Here is a 17,332-nt window from a genome sequence, read left to right as displayed (position 1 = left end):
TGGTATCGAAAACCGCGTAACCTTGTACCGGTTGGCTAGACCCAACGACACTAAAGGGGACCTTTTCAATCTAACTTGATGTGATGCAGGACCACCGATGCCAGTACACCGCATCGGTAGTGACTCCTCACTCATCGCTCAGGCAATCAAACTGGAGCATCGTGATGCGCGTAGCTGTTCTTGCGTGGGGTTTGCCGCCCCATGGCTCGGGTCTTGGACGCGCTGCGATGGAAATTGCGCGCGGTCTTTCGCAGCTTGGGTGCGATGTGACGCTGTTTGATAGTGGGCGCGCTTTGGGCGAGACCGTTGTCCAATCCGGGTTGGCGGTCGTTGGTTGTGCGCCACCGACAAACGGCTTTGCGGGCTTTTTAAGGAAACGCGCGGTTATCGGGCATTTGGTTGCACCATGGTATTTTTGCAAAGCTTTGCGGGAGGTGCATCGTGAATGCCCGTTCAGCATCGTCGAAGCAACCAACTGGTACGCCCCGGCGGCATTTCTGACCACTGGATCACCAGCTCTCGTTGTGCGCAACAGCACGCCGGCTATTGATGCAAAGAAAGAGAATCTCAGCTTGCGGCAGCGCATTGACCTTTGGTTCGCGCACAAGCTGGAGAAACAGACCGCAAAAAAAGCCGCCGCGCTGATATCGAATACGCCGTCACACGCGCAGGTCATCAAGGATATCTATAACATTGCCGATCAGCCGATACATGAGGTGATATCTCTCGCGCTCGATGAAGACGTTCTGAAACGAGGTGCTGCCGCGCCATTACCGTCTGTGAAGGCCGCTCCCTCCCTTCTTTTCGTTGGCAGAGCCGAACGTAGAAAAGGGTTCAGCGAGATGTTGGCGGGATACGCGTGCGCAAATCAGGCGCGACGAAAAGTTGGTCGCAGGCCAATTCGTCTGACGATTGTAGGGGTGGAACCGGTCGATGTTACAGAATGTCTGAAGGCCCAGGGCGAAGACCTGAGCCTATGTAACGAAATTGAAATCCTGAACGGTCTATCAGATGATGATCTATACGCGGAATACGAAGGAACGACGGCGGTAATCGCGCCTTCACGGTATGAATCGTTTGGATTGGTCTATCGCGAAGCTGCCGCGTTCGGACGTCCACTGATCGCCTGCAGAGAAGATCCGGCTGCTTGTGATTTCATTGACACCGCAGAATGCGGGATTCTTGCGGACACCTGCACCCCCAAGGCCATCGCCGATGCAATCGAACGGTTATTTGAAACACCCGACGATTGGGACAAATTCGCCTTGGCGGGTCGGCGGCATGTTCAAAGTTTGACGGTAAAACGTCTCGCAGCAAAGACGCTGGAAGTTTACGCAGGTGTCATCGCCTTGCGAAGCAGTGTCGGGTAGTTCCCAGGTTTAGTGCGCGCGTCGACACGCGCCTGAAGGGTTCAGCCGATTTCAGGGGGGGCGGCGCCAGATCAGCTTTCCGATCGCCTCTTGCTGCTCGACCCAAGCGCATTCGCGTTGCCACGCATGCCCGTCCCACCCGGCGAATCCGAACCCGAAAAGCTCGATCACGTCATCTTGTCTGGCGGTGTTCAGGTAGTGGAAAATTGCCAGAAACCCCGTGCTCGGCTCTGCTGACGTAAAACTACCGTCGGGATTGGCAACGGTTCGGCACGCCTTGCTGTATGTCTGGCGTGGGAGTGTTTGTACAACCTTGCCCATACGCTCCAGCTTGGTCCGAAGTTCGTTTTCGATGTTGACCCCATCAATCTCAGTGGGGTTTCCTGCTTTATCCCATGTTGCAAATTCGTTACCGCTTTGTGATGCAATGGGCAGTGTCACCTTGGGTGTGGCGATCACATGCGGCTGATCCCAGAAGTCTTGCGTCCGCATCCATTCCAAGGGCTGGCCCCCGCAGTTTACCAAGAATAGATCGTCAACTCTTGCCCCCCGGTCTTGGCCAAAGCCGTGCGCGTTGTTAAACCTTACAACGATGTCGGCCTGATCAATGTCGTCAGCAAGGTCTATTTTGAACGGTGCGTTTCCGACGATGGCGATTTTAGTCATGCAAACTTTCTGTCAGGCAAACGGGAGAACAGGCCCGTGATCCGAAACATATTCAACGGTTGTCCGATACCTACGTTGATATAGGTCCCGGATATCAATTTAGATTGAGAGACGGCTGGTAAATGCACGTCATGTTGAACCACAAGTCAAAGAGGACAATAGATGCGTGTAGTCGTCGCCGTGCCGGTGCGTGATGAAGAAGACGGTCTGCCGTGTCTTCTTCACGCGCTCGCGACCCAAGATGGAACCAGCGATAAGAATGTGAGTCTGCATCTTCTGTTCGATGGTTGCACGGATCGCGGTGTGGTCATCGCAGAAGCTTTCTTTGCGGAACATACGCTCGCGGGCGGGCTGTCCGTTATCCACCGCAGCGTTCGGCCAAACGCAGGCCGTGCACGCGGCGCGTCGGCCGAACTTGCCATATCTCATCTGGATGGCTGTTCTGAGGCGATTTTGCTGACAACCGATGCAGATACTGTGCCTGCTTCCGACTGGGTCGCGCGGTCTGTAGATGCTTTGCGGTTCGTGGATGTGATTGCGGGATACACAAGCCGGGACCGTGCCACGGATTTATTGACGCGTGATGCGCTGGAAACGTATCTGGAGGATTTGCACGGACTGCGCCGCAGAATAGATAGAATACCATATGACCCCGCCCCTTCGCATCCATGGGTAGGCGGAGCGAACTTGGGAATGCGCCTGACCGCATACAGGGCTCTCGGGGGATTCCGTCAACTTGAGACAAGTGAGGATAATGATCTCGTTGATCGTGCCCGCCATGCCGGACTCAGGGTTCGCCATGCACGGGAAGTCAGGGTAACCACCTCGTCACGAACGACTGGACGCGCGCGCGGCGGGCTTGCCGATGCGTTAAAACATATGCAGGACGAAGTGAGCGAACCGCGCGTTGAGCATCCGTGTGATGCTGCACAGCAGTATGCGCGTCACGCTATGGCGCGGCGGGCATATCATCTGACAGAATCGGCTTTTGACTGGCGAGCACTCGAAAGCGCTCTTGGCGCCGAAGATGATCTTTGGTCTCTTGCCTGCAAGTCGGTCAATGCCGAGGCGTTCGTCATGAAAGCCGTTCCCCATCATCCAACGAAGCGCGATCTGCCACTAAGCGTCGCTCACAGGGTTCTTGCAACACTTAAAGCGGAGCAATTCATTGACCATGCAAACGCGTAGATTTGACGCCACTGGCCTACCTGGCCGCAGGGATGTGAACGGCAATGCTGAGTTTGTCAGGGCGTGTTTTTCCCTGCTTGGCCATGGTCTGAAGTTATCCGATCCGGAAACGCCGAATGAAATGAGGGCCCTGCAATACAGGCTGTATCATGCGGGCCGACATGATGTTGCTCTTGGGCGATTGTTTGAGGGGCATGTCGATGCGATGCAGATTATCCACAGATACGCCAGTCGTTCGCAGCGACAGTCTGTAGAACAGATGATAGCGAGCGCTCCCGTGCTCGGCGTCTGGAACGCCGAAGGACCAGACCATCATCTTGATTTCGACGGCGAGACCCTGACGGGCGGCAAAAGCTACGCGTCCGGGGCCGGCATTCTCAGTCACGTACTGGTTACAAGCAAAGCAGGAACTCCGGATGTGCAGCTGCATCTGGTAGATCTGGCAGAATTCCCCCCCAACATAGACCGCAGTTGGTGGTCTGTGGCGGGAATGCAGCAGTCCCAAACGCATCAAGTGCGCTGGTCCGGCGCCAAAGCGACCCAATTCGGCATGCCGGGCGATTATGAACGGGAACCTTGGTTCAGCGGTGGTGCGTTGCGTTTTGCAACCGTTCAGGCGGGGGGGCTTGCAGGTTTGCTGGATGCGGTGCGTGCGCATTTGAGCAAATTGGGGCGAACGAACGATCCTGTTCAGGAACGCCGGTTGGCAGAAATGCATATGTGGTGCAGTGCCGCTGCGAATACCGTCCTGATCGCTGGTCAAAGCTGTATTGACGGTGACGAAACCGAGATTGCGCATACTGTCTCCAACGCGCGTAACATGGTTTACGAATGCTGCGAACGCGGCATATCGATTGCTCAACGGGCCTGCGGGACAGCCGCCTATTTTGAGGACAATCCAGTCTGCCGTTTTGCGCAGGATCTGGGTATGTATATCCGGCAACCCGGCCCGGACGCCCAGATGGCGAAGGTGGGCAAAGCTGTCGTTGATGGTACATTGGATCCGTGGCCATGCGGGTTCTGAACCTTTCACGCGTGCGTCACGCGGTTGTTGTGGCACCCCATTCCGATGATGAGACGATTGGCGCGTTTCACCTTATCCGCAAGCTGCGCGTGCGAGGCGCGCGTGTCGATATCATAGTAATTACGGATGGGTCTGCCTCGCACCGCAATAGTGTACAGTTCCCCAAACGGCGTCTGGTCGCGGAACGGCAGGCAGAAACAGTGCGCGCCATGCAGTTCGCGGGTGTGCCAAGAAAGCGGATTCAGTTCCTCGGCCTGCCGGATGGGGGGCTCGATACCTATGATCCACTGGATTTGCGTGCGGCGCTCGTCCGTCTTGCCCGCAGACCGACACCGGATTTGCTGATCGAACCGACCTTTGACGATGACCACCCCGATCATAGACAGGTTGCGCGTATGTGCGCCCGAGCTTGGTCGCCGAAAATACCGCGCATACGCTACATGGTATGGCCCGCGAAAGAACATCGAGCGGATATGTGTTCCATGCCGACAATCGCCGGTAGCGCCCTTGCAAAGAAGATCGCCCTTGGCAGATATCGCACTCAAACGGGGCTGATCCGCGATGACCCGCAGGGTTTTGCCTTGTCGGACGCAATGGTCCGCCGGATGTGTACATCGCGGGAGCGCTTCCAATGGGGGTGAAACCAGTTGCGACACTCGCCCATTTCGACAACATTTTCTCACGCTCGCCGGATCCCTGGCACACACGGTCCAGCCACGCGGAAGAGCACAAGCGCAACACGATCCTCGCTTTTCTGGGGGGCGCACCGCATGGACGTGTGTTGGAACTCGGGTGTGGAAATGGCAGCAACAGCGTCCATCTGGCGCGCCGTGCATTATCCGTGGATGCGTGCGATGGGTCCGGCCAGGCGTTGCGCAGGGCGGCCTCTGTGGTCGATGAGATACCGAACGTCACATTGCATCACAAACCCTTGCCCGCGCGATTTCCCCATGATCGCTACGGTGCGATCATAATTGCAGAGCTTCTTTACTATCTCGATGATAAATGCCTCGCGGCGACCATGCGAGAAATTGACAGAACGCTTCGTCCCGGCGGTCTTTTGATATTGTGTCATCACCACCGACAGTTTGCTGATGCCGCTCAACACCAATCAGGGCTTCACGAGCGATTTGTGCAGCGGTCGCGTGTTGATTGGGTCAACACGAGAATGCGCCGTACCTCGAAATGGACCGCCCAAGCCTTGCGACGTCACAAAAGCTGATTGAGGCCGGGGGCAGTTCCGCCTATGGCTCGAAAGGTCTGAGCAGAGCGCGATCGTCCGAGTGGCGTGCCGAGGATTGCCCCAGTCTATCGTAAAGGGCAGACCGTTTGAGTATCCGGTCTCGACTGAGAAAATGGTCAATCGTGCCATGTTGGGAAACGATGGTTTGCTTCGCGTAATTGCAAGCATCCGGTCTCTCGTGCACACGATTTCGAAACCGCACATCGCGCCTCATCAGGCGGTACTGGATATCTGGAAACAGATCACTGACTGTCCCATCTACGAAATTGCGACGCGGAAAGCCGACTGCCCGCAGCGCCGCGTCGTCAGCGGCCCCTGCCAGCGAAGCCAAAAGCTTGCAAAATGTCGGCATCATGGTTTCATCTGTATCAAGGTGAAAAACCCATTCGCCTTTGGCAAGCGCATTCCCTGCATTGCGCTGCGCGCCGAAGTCGCCATCGAGCAGCCGGGAATGAAATTCAACATTCCCGATGTTACGAGGTGCGGGACCTGCGGTATCGAGCACGACGATTACATCATAAAATAATGCGGCATAACGATCGAGCATGTCGTGCACGGCGTTGCTTTCACAATCGGCAATAACGACGAGGCTCAGCGGTTTTCGTGAGAAGGTATCGATAGGCTTCAGGTTCAACATTGAAGTTGAGTCAACGATTTCCAGAGGCATGGAGCGTGCCGGATCATACCACAAGCCCCAGGAGGTGGCAGCGATACGCAGCGTGCGATGTGTTAGCCGCCACTCCGTCTGTTCCATATCCCGGGCCAGATCAGAGTGAATGAACGCACGAAGTTGATCCGCCATTTCCAAACACCGATCGGCAGTGCCATCGCGCATCTGAATGTCGCACCAGGTGCATTTGACCCACCCGTTTTCTATGGGTGCAAACGCACGGGCCCCACAACAAAAACACCTTGATGTATGCAGATCTTGCACCATCGACCCGCCATTCATCCGTCGCGCGTCCGCGATGCCCCAAGCAAGGCCCGGTAAGCTTTGAGGTATCCGTCGACCATATGTTCCTGGGCGAAACGACGCTCGAACGCTGCACGCACCCTTGCCCGATCCAGTGTCCGGGCGCGCGCGACCGCTTTGGCAGCTTCGGCAAGGGACGATACGATAAACCCGGATACGCCGTCCTCGATGATCTCTTCGACGCTGCCGTTGCGCCATGCAACCACTGGTGTCCCGCAAGCCATTGCCTCGATCATCACAAGCCCGAAAGGTTCGGGCCAGTCTATGGGGAAAAGAAGAACGCTGGCCTTGCCGAGGAAACCCTGCTTCTGCTCCTGTGTCACCGGGCCTACATATTTGCTGTGATCGTTGAGGAGAGGTTCAATCTCAGTGAAATAGTAGTCGGGATTGCCTACATCTATGGTTCCACCCAGCAGGATCGGCATGCCGACCCGCTTCGCGATATCAATCGCGCGGTCAGGGCGCTTTTGGTCCGTCAAACGCCCGAGAAAGGCGCAGTACCCTCCCGACCCGTCATCCAGAACGAGTTGATCCGAAGGAATTCCGTGGTGGACGACATCAAGGCAGTTTCGAGCGGGGAGAGAGGCCGCTTGTGCCGCGGAGATTGCGACGACTTTCAAGTCATCGAAATGGTCGAAGTAAAGCTGCCGGTCCTGTTCATCGGCCCGCCAATGGATTGTCATCACCAACTTATGGGCCCAAGGGCGTAGCACTGCGGCATGATAGAGTTCGGTATGACAATGAATGATGTCGAAGTTGTCCGCACAAGCGGCGACACGATCCAGCATAACGCATTCTTTTGCCGAGGGAAGTGAGGGCGGCGCGTTCTGCTCTGACGCCACAGACGGGCCTTGGGATTTGAGTTTCGCCAAAGTCCGTGAACCCTCTGCGGCAAAAAGGGTGACATCATGTCCCCGCGCCACAAGACCGTTCGACAGGTCGCAAATCACCCGCTCGGTGCCGCCGTGATCACGCGGCGGCACCGGGAAGATGAGGGGGCTGATCTGGGCGATCCGCATTTTTAAACGGGCTCCCGACCGAATGCGCAACAGCCGCCGCTGCGCACACTGTCATTCACGTCGGTGGATAGATTGTTCTGTGACATCTCAGTTGAGCCCCTGTTCGATATCTTCAGGCACTGAAACACGCGCTTTCAGAATGCGGTATTGCTCAGTCACGCAATGAAAAGCAGGGTTGCCCACAATCTCGGCGACCTGTTCGGAACCGTCACGGCTGTCGATCAGTGTCGTATAGAGTTTGCGTAGGACATCGGCTTGTTTCGTCATATAGATTCCTGATGTTTCATGTCGGTGCCGCTAATTAGGGCGTTTGGCCAAGTTTTTATCCTGCATTATTTCACCAAACTGATCGCAGATGGCACGCAACCGCTCACTGCTCTCCTGCAAGGCGTCCTTGGTTCTGTCCTGCCCCATCATCCCCGCAACATCCGCGAGAAGTCGCAGACGATGCGCTTCGAATGAACCGATTTCATTGCTCGATAACACGATGGCCACATCGACGAGCAATGGTTCTTGAATGCGATCAATCATATCGAACAACTCATCGACCATCGCTGGAACAGCTTTCGGATTGCATCCCGTGGTTGGCTCTGTGCCTGCTGAAAGAACAACTTCGGTCCGGTCAGCGTTGTCGCGCACGACATCAAGATACTGGTTGAGAACTTTGCGGACATTCTTATTGGCCGCTGCAGACACCAACGAAGGAATGTGCCGTGCCATGAAACACGCGCTTGAGTGACTGTCCCCCAGCCGGAGCGCAAATAGGTCCTGGGTGGTCTGCACATGCATAGAGTGCTTCCTTTCCGAGGTCCCTTTGATCGAAGGACCTCTTGAAGAGGCACTAAACCAGTGAGCAATGACTTGCGCGTCAATCTATGTTGACGACCGCTTCTTCACCAGCACCGCAGTTGCGTCACGAGGGGAACCACGATGTGTCGAGGCGCGAATATCGGTCGGAAAAATCGACCATATCTTCCAACCTGGTTTCCTGTGCGAGGGTCAGGGTCGCACCTTTTCTCGAAATCAAACCTGCGTTTTCCATTTCGCGGATCGTCTTGCTGACGTATGTATGCGTGAGGCCAAGGGCATCACCGATCTCGTGCTGGTTCATGGGCATACGGATGGTATCTGTCATGTCTTTGTTCGTGATCCGCAGCCGCGCGGTTAGGTCGAGAAAGAAATAGGCCAGACGTTCGCGCGCATCCATACGGCCCATTGCACGCAGGGTGTCGATGACGCAGGCCAGTTCGCGGTTTGCCATCAAGAACAGCAAGGCCGTCAGACGTGGTGATTTTTCAAAGATGGCATCCAGCTTCTGTTTTGGAAAAGGGCACAGGCAACCATCCTCTGCCGCGCGGATATTGCTGGTCGCATATTCGAACGCGATATCGGGGAATCCTACGATGTCGCCTGGATGTAGGACACGAATGATCTGCCGGCGACCGTCAGGCATATCGGTATAGGAATAGAACCAACCCCTTTTGACAACATAGAGGTACTTCAGTTCATCAGTTTCACTGTAGACTTCCTGATGCCGATGGTAGGTGCGTTCATGCTCTTCCAGCGAAGCAAGTTGGCTTTCAGCGAGCTCATCAAGCTCAATATAGTGGGACAGCTTTTCTACAAGGCAGCTTTTCTTATCGCTCGTCATTCTGGCCCTCTTTTCAAAACCAGTTCAAGTCTTGTTCTTCATTTTCAATTAGATAATAGAAACAAGCCTGCCGGCAACCCGCCTCCGGACTGGCTTGATCTACCGGGGCTGAATTACATCGACCAACTTGTCGCAGCATAGCATCAACATAGAACAATGTAAGGGTGCCCGTTCGGGGCTAGTTTCGTCCACATGTTTATCATGCATGTTGCCTTGCAGGGCTGTCTTCGCGCCCGGAATGTTCCTTACGGTCTGACCCCCGATACGGGCGGTCACATCAAATATCTGTTGGAATTGGTCAATGCCGTGGATGCGCAAGGCGCGGATGTACAGCAGCAGATCATAGTGCGCCAGTTCAACTCGATTCGGCTTGGTGCCGAATATTACACCACTCCGGAACGTGTTACGGACCGCGCGCACGTTGTGCGCATCGCGGGCGCGACGGAGGGGTATGTCGCCAAGGAGGACCTGTGCTTTGAGCTGCCGGTTCTTGCCGATAATCTGGAAACTCATATCAGATCCCTTGCGAAAAAACCCGATGTAATCCATGCCCATTATGCCGATGCGGGTCAGCTTGCCCTAGAGATGAAGCGGCGATTAGGTATTCCGTTTGTCTTTACGGCCCACTCCCTCGGTCGTGTGAAATCAACTTCATGCGCGACAAGTTTGAATGATCCGGTGCTGAACGCGCGGATCGCGATGGAAGAAGACGTCATCGCGCAGGCCGATCGCATTGTCGCAAGTTCTATGGACGAGGCTGAGTTGCAGTACGGTCTTTACCGATCTGCACGTCCCGAAACCATCCGGGTGAACCCGCCCGGTTGCGATCTGGATCTGTTTGCGGAGCCTGCCCGTATCACCAGACTGGTCGAGGAAACCCGAGACAAATTTCTCTTTGACCCTTCAAAGCCGCCGATTCTTGCGGTCGCGCGTCCCGTCAGGAAAAAGAACCTTGCAGGCTTGATCCATGCCTATGGGCAAAGTTCGGCACTTCAGGACGCGGCCAATCTGGTCATCTACGCCGGGACGCGCGGACGGATTGACGACGAAGCGGCAGAACCCTGCGCGGTGCTGACGGACCTGCTGAAGCTCATTGATCAGTATGATCTGTGGGGAAAAGTGGCACTTCCCAAAACCCACCGGCAAGAGGACATACCGGCCATCTATCAGGACGCCTGCAGGCGCGGCGGTATTTTTGCGAACATTGCTTTGAACGAGCCGTTCGGATTGACCTTCCTCGAGGCCGCGGCGAGCGGTCTTCCAGTTGTTGCAACGAACAGCGGCGGTCCGAACGATATTCTTGGGCGGTGTCAGAATGGACTACTTGTCGACCCGACAGATACGAAAGCCATTGGCAGTGCGATCATAGGGCTGCTGAACAATCCAGTTGAGTGGGAACGCGCCTCGAAGAGCGGGCTTGACGCATGCGGGTTCTACTCTTGGGATCGTCACGCCGGCACCTATCTTCAGGATTTGGAGTGGATCGCAGCACAGCAAGGCGTTGGGAAGCCGGCTCTTGCCTCGCTTCGATGCGACAGAATGCTCGTATGCGATATCGACAATACTCTGACGGGGGACCGTATTGCGCTTGAACGGTTGCGGCAGTGGCTCACGATCAACCCGCACACCGCCTTTGGAATTGCCACGGGTCGTTCGCTGCAAAGCGCGATCGATATCATCGAGCAATGGGACATCCCCGCCCCGCGGTTCTTGATCACTTCGGTGGGGTCGGAAATATACTGGGTCCGCGATCCACTTTTTCGCAGCCTCAGGCGCGATACCGGCTGGCCTCCACTGGGGCAGGGGAACTGGGACCCCGACGTCATTGATAGTGTTCTAAGGGCCTTTGATGGTGTCAGGCCACAAGGCGGAAAGGAACAGCGCCGCTTCAAACGCAGCTATTTCCTGAAGGAGATCGAAAGATGTCCCGAGGTTCGTCGTCGTCTGCACGAGAAAGGCCTGGACCATGAGCTTATCTATTCTCACGGGCGGTTTTTGGATATTTTGCCGCAAGGTGTCTCGAAGGGTCATGCGATCCACCATGTTGCGGCACGGCTTGGCATCGCTCCGGCCGACATTTGGGCCGCAGGCGATTCAGGGAATGATGTGCATATGTTGGAGATGGTTGGTCATCCGATCATTGTCGGCAATCACACCTCCGAGTTGACCCATCTGAAGTCGCAGCCCCGCATCTACTTTGCGAAGAGCAGCTATGCCGCCGGTGTTGTTGAGGGATTGCTGCACATGTCTCGGAATGAGATGTCAAATGACCATTAGCGTCTGCACCATTGCGCGGGGCCGCGATGCGCACCTGCGCAACCTGATCGCGGGCCTTGCGCAGCAGACGGTGTCACCGCAAGAGCTTGTCATCGCGTATATGCAGGATGCACCTTATGTCGACCTACCAAGCTGCCCTTTTCCAGTTCGTCAGGTCGCAGTCGAAGGTGAGCAGTTGCCGCTTGCGGCCGCGCGTAATGCTGCTGCCGAGAAAGCGACCGGCGATACACTGGTTTTTATCGATGCGGATTGTATCCCCCTGCCCAATCTGATTGCGGCCTATGTTGACGTCGCCGCACCGGATCGCTGTTTGATGGGTGAAACACGATACCTTGCCCGGATGGATGATCCAGAGCCAACCGCGCCCCGGCACCTTTGGCAGATGTCCCAGCAGCACCCCGCCCGTCGATTTTCCGAAACGCTCGGTCCCGGCACCTGCCGTATCCCCGAAGTCAGGGAATTCTGGAGCCTGTCCTTCTCCCTATCCAAGCCGACGTTTCACAAAATGAATGGGTTTGACGAGGATTTCGCAGGGTATGGCGGAGAAGATACTGACTTTGCCATGAAGCTCGATTTTCATGGAATAGGCCTGTGGTGGGTGCCCGAGGCGCAAGCCGTGCACCAATGGCATCCAGTCCAGAAGCCGCCCTTGACACAGTTCGACGACATCATTCGAAATGCCCGGCGTTTCCGGCACAAGCACGGGATCTGGTGTATGGAATACTGGCTCGATCAGTTCGAGGCCAAAGGTTTCATCAAGCGGGACGCCGATATGATCACCATACAGCGCAGGCCGTCACCGGACGAGAGCGAGGCCGCGATCTGTGATGGGTCCGTCCGCTTCAGCTGACGGGCCCGACCAAAGGGTATGGTCAAGATCAATCAGGTGGGCTGCGATTTTCCGTGCCGCATCCGCATCGAAAAGCGGCGCTAGTTTCGAGGTCCCCGTTTCCTTGGCCGCGGCAATCGCCTCTTCCCACTGTCGGTTGCTGGCGGGCCAACCGGACAGCACATGCGCCGCCCCGAGACGCGCCAACTCGCGCCCCTTTGCGACTTGTTCGTCGTAGTATCGCCATTCGGGAATGCACAAGAACGGACGCTCGGCGCGCGCGATTTCGTGACACGTGTTATCGCCCGCTGACGCGACAACCACATCTGCAGCAGCGATATAGTCCATCACTTGATCGACCCAGCCAATACGTCTCAGGTTCGGGAACTCTGTTTCATGACCTTCAAGCTGCACGGGTCCTACCGTCAGCCAAAGCGTATCGGGCAACGCGCGTGCCGCCATGGTCAGTGAGGCAAAATTCGCACCACTGCCGCCGCCGCCAGACAAGGCAACAACGATGGGCTGGTCCTGCGGCAGATCAAGGCGGCTGCGTGCCAACTGGCGGTCAGGGATATCAGCCGAAGTCGTGCAAAGCCCCCCCGAATAAAACGTCTTTCGACGCGCCCATGCTGGATAATCATCCTGTTCCAGATCTTCGTGATAGGGCGCGATCATACCTGCACAAGCCTGATAAGCGGCGGTATGGCTGGCATCCGCCCGGTCCCCGTGCATACGAACCTTTACGCAGGGCACAGAACAAAGCCTCGCGAGCAACGCCCACTCGACCGAGACATCATTGAACATCAGCCCGGGGTTTGCACGTCTGAAAAAATCGACCATCAGTTCCGCATTCGCTTTGAGTGCGGGTGAACCAAGAGGGACGCACTGCATGGCGTCAGGGCTCTGCTGCTGATGCAGAGCATTCGTCGCGCTGGGATCCCCGATGGCGTTGGGGAGTTCGACGAACTCAACACGTTCGTCGAACGTACCGAAGATAGATCTGTCAGCCGACAGAATCGTGATTGGTCGGTCGTCCAGATGACGGATAATCTCTTCGCACCGTCGGGCGTGGCCCCTACCTTGGTGATGTACGAAAAATCCGAACGGTCGCGTCATGGTAATCCTCGGAACTGCGGGAAATATCGCACATTCTACGCCATCTTGCCATCGATCTATCAATCTAGATTGACCAATGGTCAGTTACAGTAGCGCGCGGCGCGCATTTATAAGGTCTCACCGCCCTCCGTGGAAGCATCGTTGAATTTGGGTACTCCGACAACAGCGTATTGTCCGACATTGAACAGTGACAACGCGCGATCCATCAAGACCGCCACCAAAGAGCGCGCTTTTATCATTGCCTGACAGTCGAGCCAGTCCCCTCAGCATGTTCATCTTCTTATGTCTCGTGAAGGTCGGGAACCGTCCTTTTGCGCGTCGGTCGCGAGATCTGGAATGAAGCGCAGCGGCAATACGTGGTCACTGATGAGATGCACAACGATTTGGGGATGTATTGCAGTTAACAGGCCATTAAAATGATCTGTGATACAGAAACCGATTAAAGAACCGCTTGATATACTAATAATTGGCTGAGCTTAGACGGGCGCGATCCGGCTGCTTACACCAAATCGAAACGAGGTTTTGACATGTACAAACCTGTGCAGGAAGAACAACAAATCTATGTCTGGGAACCGCTCAGGTTTGATCGCGCCGTCCGCCAACGGGGCGTAGCGGTCGCTTGGCCGAAACTCCGGGTGAATTTGGACATTGCCCGGGTCAACGCGTCCGAGGGTACAGCGGACACGGTACTATGACCGCAGGATCGAACACCCCTGGCAAAGCTGAAATACGAGAGGCCATCGTAACCTTAGCAACCGAGCGGGGTGCCGGGAAAACAATATGCCCGTCGGAAGTCGCGCGTCACGTTGCCGGGGCGGACGAAAAGAACTGGCGGCCCCTGATGCCATCCATTCGCACGCTTGCGACTGAACTGGTTGCGCAAGGCAAGGTGGACATCAAGAAAGGCGGTAAAGTCGTGGATCCGCAAAAGTTCGAAGGGATCTACCGGATCGCCATCAAAAAGTGAATAGCCTCTGGTTTAGCTTACCGAACGCAACAGATGCTACAGGTCCTTACCGGACAGAGACCGCCACCAATCCGCATAAGCTGTGTTTTTGGGATGATACCTGTTCACGTCCGGCGCGCCGTCGGTCCACCAGGCCGGACCGCGTTCGCCAAGAGCAACCTTCGCAGCGTCTACTTCTCTACGCGCAGCTTTCCTGGCATCGTCCGTACCCGCGTCTTTGACGGCCCGTCGGGCATCCATCAGTTTTTTTATCAACCTGCCACGTTCCGGCGCGCTTAAAGCCGGGTTGGAACAGCGCCACAGTCGATCCCTGACCAGAAAGTACCGTCCATCAGGTGTTACCGGATATTTCATCGAACCGATACCTTACAGAAATGCGTATCTTCATCCCGCGATGGCCTTGCGGTGAAATCTGCCTTGTCCGGTATCCGCCCGAACGCGATCGTCACCCTCAAATACCACCCTCGCACGTCTTCATGTGCGCCTAATAACATCGCCTTGCCTCCGTGCTCTGAGTGTGGCCTATCCACCAGACCGCTGAGTTTCTCCCCCTGAGTAGGCTGCGCATTGTTTTGCTTTGGGGTGATCTGCAAACAGATCGCCCGTCATTTGATCTACTCGCGTCAGAAAGTGTCAGCATCACGCTGACTACTGCCGGTCGAAACCCCCGTTCTCTCTGGCCGATATCCAAGGGGGCGCAACATTGTAGCGAGCGCAATATCGAGATACCCAAGAATGGTTCACGTCCGAAACTCCGGCAAATCGGCGTCAGATTGGACATGCGTGCATCGCGTAACATCTATGAACAGAGCAGACGGCAGAACGAAACACTTTGTGTATTTGCCCGGATCAGGTGGTCCGCAAAGCCGAGCCGATGCAGCGGCATTGGATCCGCCGGACGGATAGAATCCTTTGGGCCCTCATAGAGGAGAACTTTCCCAGCGCTTTGCGACTGAATTGGTTTTCTAGTATTAACCACACCAAAGAAGCCAGTCGGGCAAGCCTGACTCTGATGTGAAAACTCAAACCCCGCCAGATCATTTATGGTGCGAGAGACATCCAGGTAAACCGGAGGCACCGCCTACTGGCGGGGCAGCCCGGTCGCCGGTATTGCCGCCTGCATCACAGAGGCTTTTTAAGCCAGCGCGAGATTACGCCTATAATCCCTTCGCGGAACATCAGGACGCCAAGCACGAAGATTACGCCCTGAATTATGGTAACCCATGCGCCGAACGTCGCCAGATAGTTCTGCATCGTTACGATAATGCCCGCGCCGATCAGGGGGCCAAAAACCGTTCCCATACCACCAAGTAGCGTCATCAATACGACTTCACCCGACATCGACCAATGCACGTCAGTAAGTGATGCGAGCTGAAACACCTGGGATTTGGTCGCACCAGCCAGTCCGGCCATCGTTGCTGACAACGTAAACACGATCAGTTTGTACCGGTTCACGTCGTAGCCAAGCGAAATCGCGCGCGGCTCGTTCTCGCGGATTGCCTTCATTACCTGGCCAAAGGGTGAATGTACGATCCGGTAGAGAAACAGGATGCCGCCAAATGTTACTATGAGCACGAAAAAATAGAGCGCCATATTGTCAGCCAAAGAGAACAAACCGAACAGCTCACCGCGCGGCACACCCTGAATACCGTCTTCTCCGCCGGTAAATTCTGCTTGCAGCGCCACAAAATATACCATTTGCGCAAAGGCCAGAGTGACCATGGCAAAGTAGATCCCCTGTCTGCGGATCGCCAGAGATCCGATGGCAAAGCCCAGAACTCCCGCTGCTGCGGCACCGCACAGAACGGACAATTCCGGCGTCAGTCCCCAAACTTTTGCGGCATGGGCTGCTACATAACTGGCACCACCGAAATAGGCCGCATGCCCTAGGGACAGCAATCCACCAAACCCTAGCAGCAGGTTAAAAGCCGCTGCGAACAGGGCAAAGCACATGACCTTCATCGCGAAAACCGGATAGGCGAAGAACGGCAAAGCAATCAGGCCGATCAGGAGCACGACGAAAATGACCTTGTGCAGCGTTGGCATACCAGCGGTCTGCTCGACGCGCTGTGTCGATGTAGTATTGTCTGCCATAGCCATTATGCGGGCCTCCCGAACAGTCCCTCAGGTTTAATCATCAGGACGATGGCCATGATGACGAAGATAACAACGGCCGAGCCTTCGGGATAGAATACCCGGGTCAGACCCTCAACGATGCCAAGCATGTAGCCGGTGACGATGGCGCCCATGATCGAACCCATCCCGCCAATGACCACAACCGCAAAGACAACGATAATCAGCTGTTCGCCCATAGTCGGATTTACCGAATAGATCGGTGCGGCCAACACACCTGCAAAGCCTGCAAGCGCCACGCCAAATCCGTAGGTCAGCATGATCATGAGTGGCACGTTGACGCCGAAGGCTCCCACCAGTGTCGGGTTCTCAGTCGCGGCCCTCAGGTATGCGCCCAGTCGTGTTTTCTCGATCATGAACCAGGTCGTGAAGCACACCAGCACGGACGCAATCACAACCCATGCACGATAATTCGGCAAATACATGAAGCCAAGGTTCTGGCCGCCCGACAAAATATCGGGAATCTGGTAAGCCAATCCGGAGATTCCGTAATAGTTGCGGAACAGACCCTGAATAATCAAAGCCAGCCCGAATGTCAGCAATAGCCCGTAGAGGTGGTCAAGGTGGTACAGGCGTGACAGCATCGTACGCTCCAGCAAAATGCCAAAGGCGCCAACGATCAGCGGCGCAAGTATGAGCGCAGGCCAGTACCCGATGCCAAGATAATTCAACAGCATCCATGCTACGAAAGCACCTGCCATATACAAGGCACCATGGGCGAAATTGATGATGTTGAGGAGGCCGAAGATTACGGCCAGTCCCAAGGACAGAACCGCATAAAATGACCCGTTAATCAGTCCCAGCAAGAGCTGGCCCAGCAGAACCTGCGGTGGTATTCCTAGTAGTTCGAACATGTTGCAGTCCTGTTGGTCGGTT

Annotated in this window: 17 protein-coding genes; 8 read left to right on the top strand and 9 right to left on the bottom strand. The window is 55.7% G+C overall.

The features are described 5' to 3' along the window. The first annotated feature begins 164 nt into the window (after nt 1–164). On the top strand, nt 165–1,370 hold the full coding sequence (locus Q1A06_RS19465) for a glycosyltransferase family 4 protein (protein ID WP_299567612.1): 1,206 nt from the start codon (nt 165–167) through the stop codon (nt 1,368–1,370). 51 nt (nt 1,371–1,421) lie between these two features. On the opposite strand, the gene Q1A06_RS19460 is transcribed toward Q1A06_RS19465, so the two are convergent. Then, on the bottom strand, nt 1,422–2,036 hold the full coding sequence (locus Q1A06_RS19460) for a glycosyltransferase family 29 protein (RefSeq protein WP_299567610.1): 615 nt from the start codon (nt 2,034–2,036) through the stop codon (nt 1,422–1,424). A gap of 162 nt (nt 2,037–2,198) precedes the next feature. Here Q1A06_RS19460 and Q1A06_RS19455 point away from each other — a divergent pair, with 162 nt between their 5' ends. Genes Q1A06_RS19455 through Q1A06_RS21100 form a run of 4 tightly spaced genes read left to right on the top strand, consistent with a single transcriptional unit; the run spans nt 2,199 to nt 5,470 of the window. After that, the gene (locus Q1A06_RS19455) at nt 2,199–3,224 is read left to right on the top strand and encodes a glycosyltransferase family 2 protein (protein ID WP_299567608.1); all 1,026 of its coding nucleotides are present in this window, start codon (nt 2,199–2,201) and stop codon (nt 3,222–3,224) included. Beyond that, on the top strand, nt 3,205–4,248 hold the full coding sequence (locus Q1A06_RS19450; protein WP_299567606.1) for a hypothetical protein: 1,044 nt from the start codon (nt 3,205–3,207) through the stop codon (nt 4,246–4,248). Before Q1A06_RS19455 ends, Q1A06_RS19450 begins: the two co-directional genes overlap by 20 nt. Next, complete coding sequence (locus tag Q1A06_RS21105) at nt 4,236–4,889, top strand: PIG-L family deacetylase (RefSeq protein ID WP_366523548.1); 654 nt, start codon at nt 4,236–4,238, stop codon at nt 4,887–4,889. The genes Q1A06_RS19450 and Q1A06_RS21105 overlap by 13 nt, the downstream gene beginning before the upstream one ends. Continuing rightward, entirely contained in the window at nt 4,880–5,470 is a 591-nt protein-coding gene (locus Q1A06_RS21100; RefSeq protein WP_366523547.1) for a class I SAM-dependent methyltransferase, read from the top strand. The genes Q1A06_RS21105 and Q1A06_RS21100 overlap by 10 nt, the downstream gene beginning before the upstream one ends. Before the next feature lie 22 nt (nt 5,471–5,492). Here the strand turns inward: Q1A06_RS21100 and Q1A06_RS19435 are convergent, their stop codons facing one another. The 5 genes from Q1A06_RS19435 to Q1A06_RS19415 all read right to left on the bottom strand — a co-directional run bounded on the left by Q1A06_RS19435 (nt 5,493) and on the right by Q1A06_RS19415 (nt 9,134). Beyond that, complete coding sequence (locus Q1A06_RS19435; protein WP_299567600.1) at nt 5,493–6,293, bottom strand: hypothetical protein; 801 nt, start codon at nt 6,291–6,293, stop codon at nt 5,493–5,495. Nucleotides 6,294–6,439: 146 nt separating this feature from the next. Then, nucleotides 6,440–7,483, bottom strand: coding sequence for a glycosyltransferase family 4 protein (locus Q1A06_RS19430; RefSeq protein ID WP_299567598.1), 1,044 nt, complete (start codon nt 7,481–7,483; stop codon nt 6,440–6,442). An 87-nt stretch (nt 7,484–7,570) separates the two neighbouring features. Continuing rightward, nucleotides 7,571–7,750: a hypothetical protein gene (locus Q1A06_RS19425; RefSeq protein ID WP_299567596.1), complete on the bottom strand. Its 180-nt coding sequence runs from the start codon at nt 7,748–7,750 to the stop codon at nt 7,571–7,573. A 30-nt stretch (nt 7,751–7,780) separates the two neighbouring features. Beyond that, a complete protein-coding gene (locus tag Q1A06_RS19420; RefSeq protein WP_299567595.1) occupies nt 7,781–8,272 on the bottom strand; it encodes a DUF892 family protein in 492 nt (163 codons plus the stop codon). Between the two features lie 124 nt (nt 8,273–8,396). Beyond that, nucleotides 8,397–9,134, bottom strand: coding sequence for a Crp/Fnr family transcriptional regulator (locus Q1A06_RS19415; protein WP_299567593.1), 738 nt, complete (start codon nt 9,132–9,134; stop codon nt 8,397–8,399). A gap of 192 nt (nt 9,135–9,326) precedes the next feature. Between Q1A06_RS19415 and Q1A06_RS19410 the strand changes: the two genes are divergently transcribed. Both Q1A06_RS19410 and Q1A06_RS19405 read left to right on the top strand, forming a co-directional pair. Next, a complete protein-coding gene (locus tag Q1A06_RS19410; RefSeq protein ID WP_366523546.1) occupies nt 9,327–11,411 on the top strand; it encodes an HAD-IIB family hydrolase in 2,085 nt (694 codons plus the stop codon). Next, on the top strand, nt 11,401–12,261 hold the full coding sequence (locus tag Q1A06_RS19405) for a galactosyltransferase-related protein (protein WP_299567591.1): 861 nt from the start codon (nt 11,401–11,403) through the stop codon (nt 12,259–12,261). The genes Q1A06_RS19410 and Q1A06_RS19405 overlap by 11 nt, the downstream gene beginning before the upstream one ends. On the opposite strand, the gene Q1A06_RS19400 is transcribed toward Q1A06_RS19405, so the two are convergent. Beyond that, on the bottom strand, nt 12,208–13,356 hold the full coding sequence (locus Q1A06_RS19400) for a glycosyltransferase (protein WP_299567589.1): 1,149 nt from the start codon (nt 13,354–13,356) through the stop codon (nt 12,208–12,210). The two genes, Q1A06_RS19405 and Q1A06_RS19400, sit on opposite strands and share 54 nt — an antisense overlap. Nucleotides 13,357–14,047: 691 nt before the next feature. Here Q1A06_RS19400 and Q1A06_RS19395 point away from each other — a divergent pair. Beyond that, nucleotides 14,048–14,323, top strand: a complete 276-nt coding sequence (locus Q1A06_RS19395; RefSeq protein WP_299567587.1) for a DUF3253 domain-containing protein — start codon at nt 14,048–14,050, stop codon at nt 14,321–14,323. Nucleotides 14,324–15,445: 1,122 nt separating this feature from the next. On the opposite strand, the gene Q1A06_RS19390 is transcribed toward Q1A06_RS19395, so the two are convergent. Together Q1A06_RS19390 and Q1A06_RS19385 are read right to left on the bottom strand one after the other, a co-directional pair. After that, nucleotides 15,446–16,423, bottom strand: coding sequence for a branched-chain amino acid ABC transporter permease (locus Q1A06_RS19390; protein WP_299567585.1), 978 nt, complete (start codon nt 16,421–16,423; stop codon nt 15,446–15,448). Next, nucleotides 16,423–17,310 (bottom strand): branched-chain amino acid ABC transporter permease, encoded by an 888-nt coding sequence (locus Q1A06_RS19385; RefSeq protein WP_299567583.1) that lies wholly within the window; start codon nt 17,308–17,310, stop codon nt 16,423–16,425. The genes Q1A06_RS19390 and Q1A06_RS19385 overlap by 1 nt, the downstream gene beginning before the upstream one ends. Nucleotides 17,311–17,332 lie beyond the last annotated feature (22 nt).

It is taken from the genome of uncultured Sulfitobacter sp., assembly GCF_947497275.1.
Classification (GTDB): domain Bacteria; phylum Pseudomonadota; class Alphaproteobacteria; order Rhodobacterales; family Rhodobacteraceae; genus Sulfitobacter.
This window is presented reverse-complemented; position numbering and strand designations above follow the sequence as displayed.

Excerpts from the sequence above, each read along its gene's own strand:
- Q1A06_RS19465 (WP_299567612.1), top strand. The coding sequence starts at position 165 with ATGCGCGTAGCTGTTCTTGCGTGGGGTTTGCCGCCCCATGGCTCGGGT.
- Q1A06_RS19460 (WP_299567610.1), bottom strand. The coding sequence starts at position 2,036 with ATGACTAAAATCGCCATCGTCGGAAACGCACCGTTCAAAATAGACCTT.
- Q1A06_RS19455 (WP_299567608.1), top strand. The coding sequence starts at position 2,199 with ATGCGTGTAGTCGTCGCCGTGCCGGTGCGTGATGAAGAAGACGGTCTG.
- Q1A06_RS21105 (WP_366523548.1), top strand. The coding sequence starts at position 4,236 with ATGCGGGTTCTGAACCTTTCACGCGTGCGTCACGCGGTTGTTGTGGCA.
- Q1A06_RS21100 (WP_366523547.1), top strand. The coding sequence starts at position 4,880 with ATGGGGGTGAAACCAGTTGCGACACTCGCCCATTTCGACAACATTTTC.
- Q1A06_RS19435 (WP_299567600.1), bottom strand. The coding sequence starts at position 6,293 with ATGGCGGATCAACTTCGTGCGTTCATTCACTCTGATCTGGCCCGGGAT.
- Q1A06_RS19430 (WP_299567598.1), bottom strand. The coding sequence starts at position 7,483 with ATGCGGATCGCCCAGATCAGCCCCCTCATCTTCCCGGTGCCGCCGCGT.
- Q1A06_RS19425 (WP_299567596.1), bottom strand. The coding sequence starts at position 7,750 with ATGACGAAACAAGCCGATGTCCTACGCAAACTCTATACGACACTGATC.
- Q1A06_RS19420 (WP_299567595.1), bottom strand. The coding sequence starts at position 8,272 with ATGCATGTGCAGACCACCCAGGACCTATTTGCGCTCCGGCTGGGGGAC.
- Q1A06_RS19415 (WP_299567593.1), bottom strand. The coding sequence starts at position 9,134 with ATGACGAGCGATAAGAAAAGCTGCCTTGTAGAAAAGCTGTCCCACTAT.
- Q1A06_RS19410 (WP_366523546.1), top strand. The coding sequence starts at position 9,327 with ATGTTTATCATGCATGTTGCCTTGCAGGGCTGTCTTCGCGCCCGGAAT.
- Q1A06_RS19405 (WP_299567591.1), top strand. The coding sequence starts at position 11,401 with ATGACCATTAGCGTCTGCACCATTGCGCGGGGCCGCGATGCGCACCTG.
- Q1A06_RS19400 (WP_299567589.1), bottom strand. The coding sequence starts at position 13,356 with ATGACGCGACCGTTCGGATTTTTCGTACATCACCAAGGTAGGGGCCAC.
- Q1A06_RS19395 (WP_299567587.1), top strand. The coding sequence starts at position 14,048 with ATGACCGCAGGATCGAACACCCCTGGCAAAGCTGAAATACGAGAGGCC.
- Q1A06_RS19390 (WP_299567585.1), bottom strand. The coding sequence starts at position 16,423 with ATGGCTATGGCAGACAATACTACATCGACACAGCGCGTCGAGCAGACC.
- Q1A06_RS19385 (WP_299567583.1), bottom strand. The coding sequence starts at position 17,310 with ATGTTCGAACTACTAGGAATACCACCGCAGGTTCTGCTGGGCCAGCTC.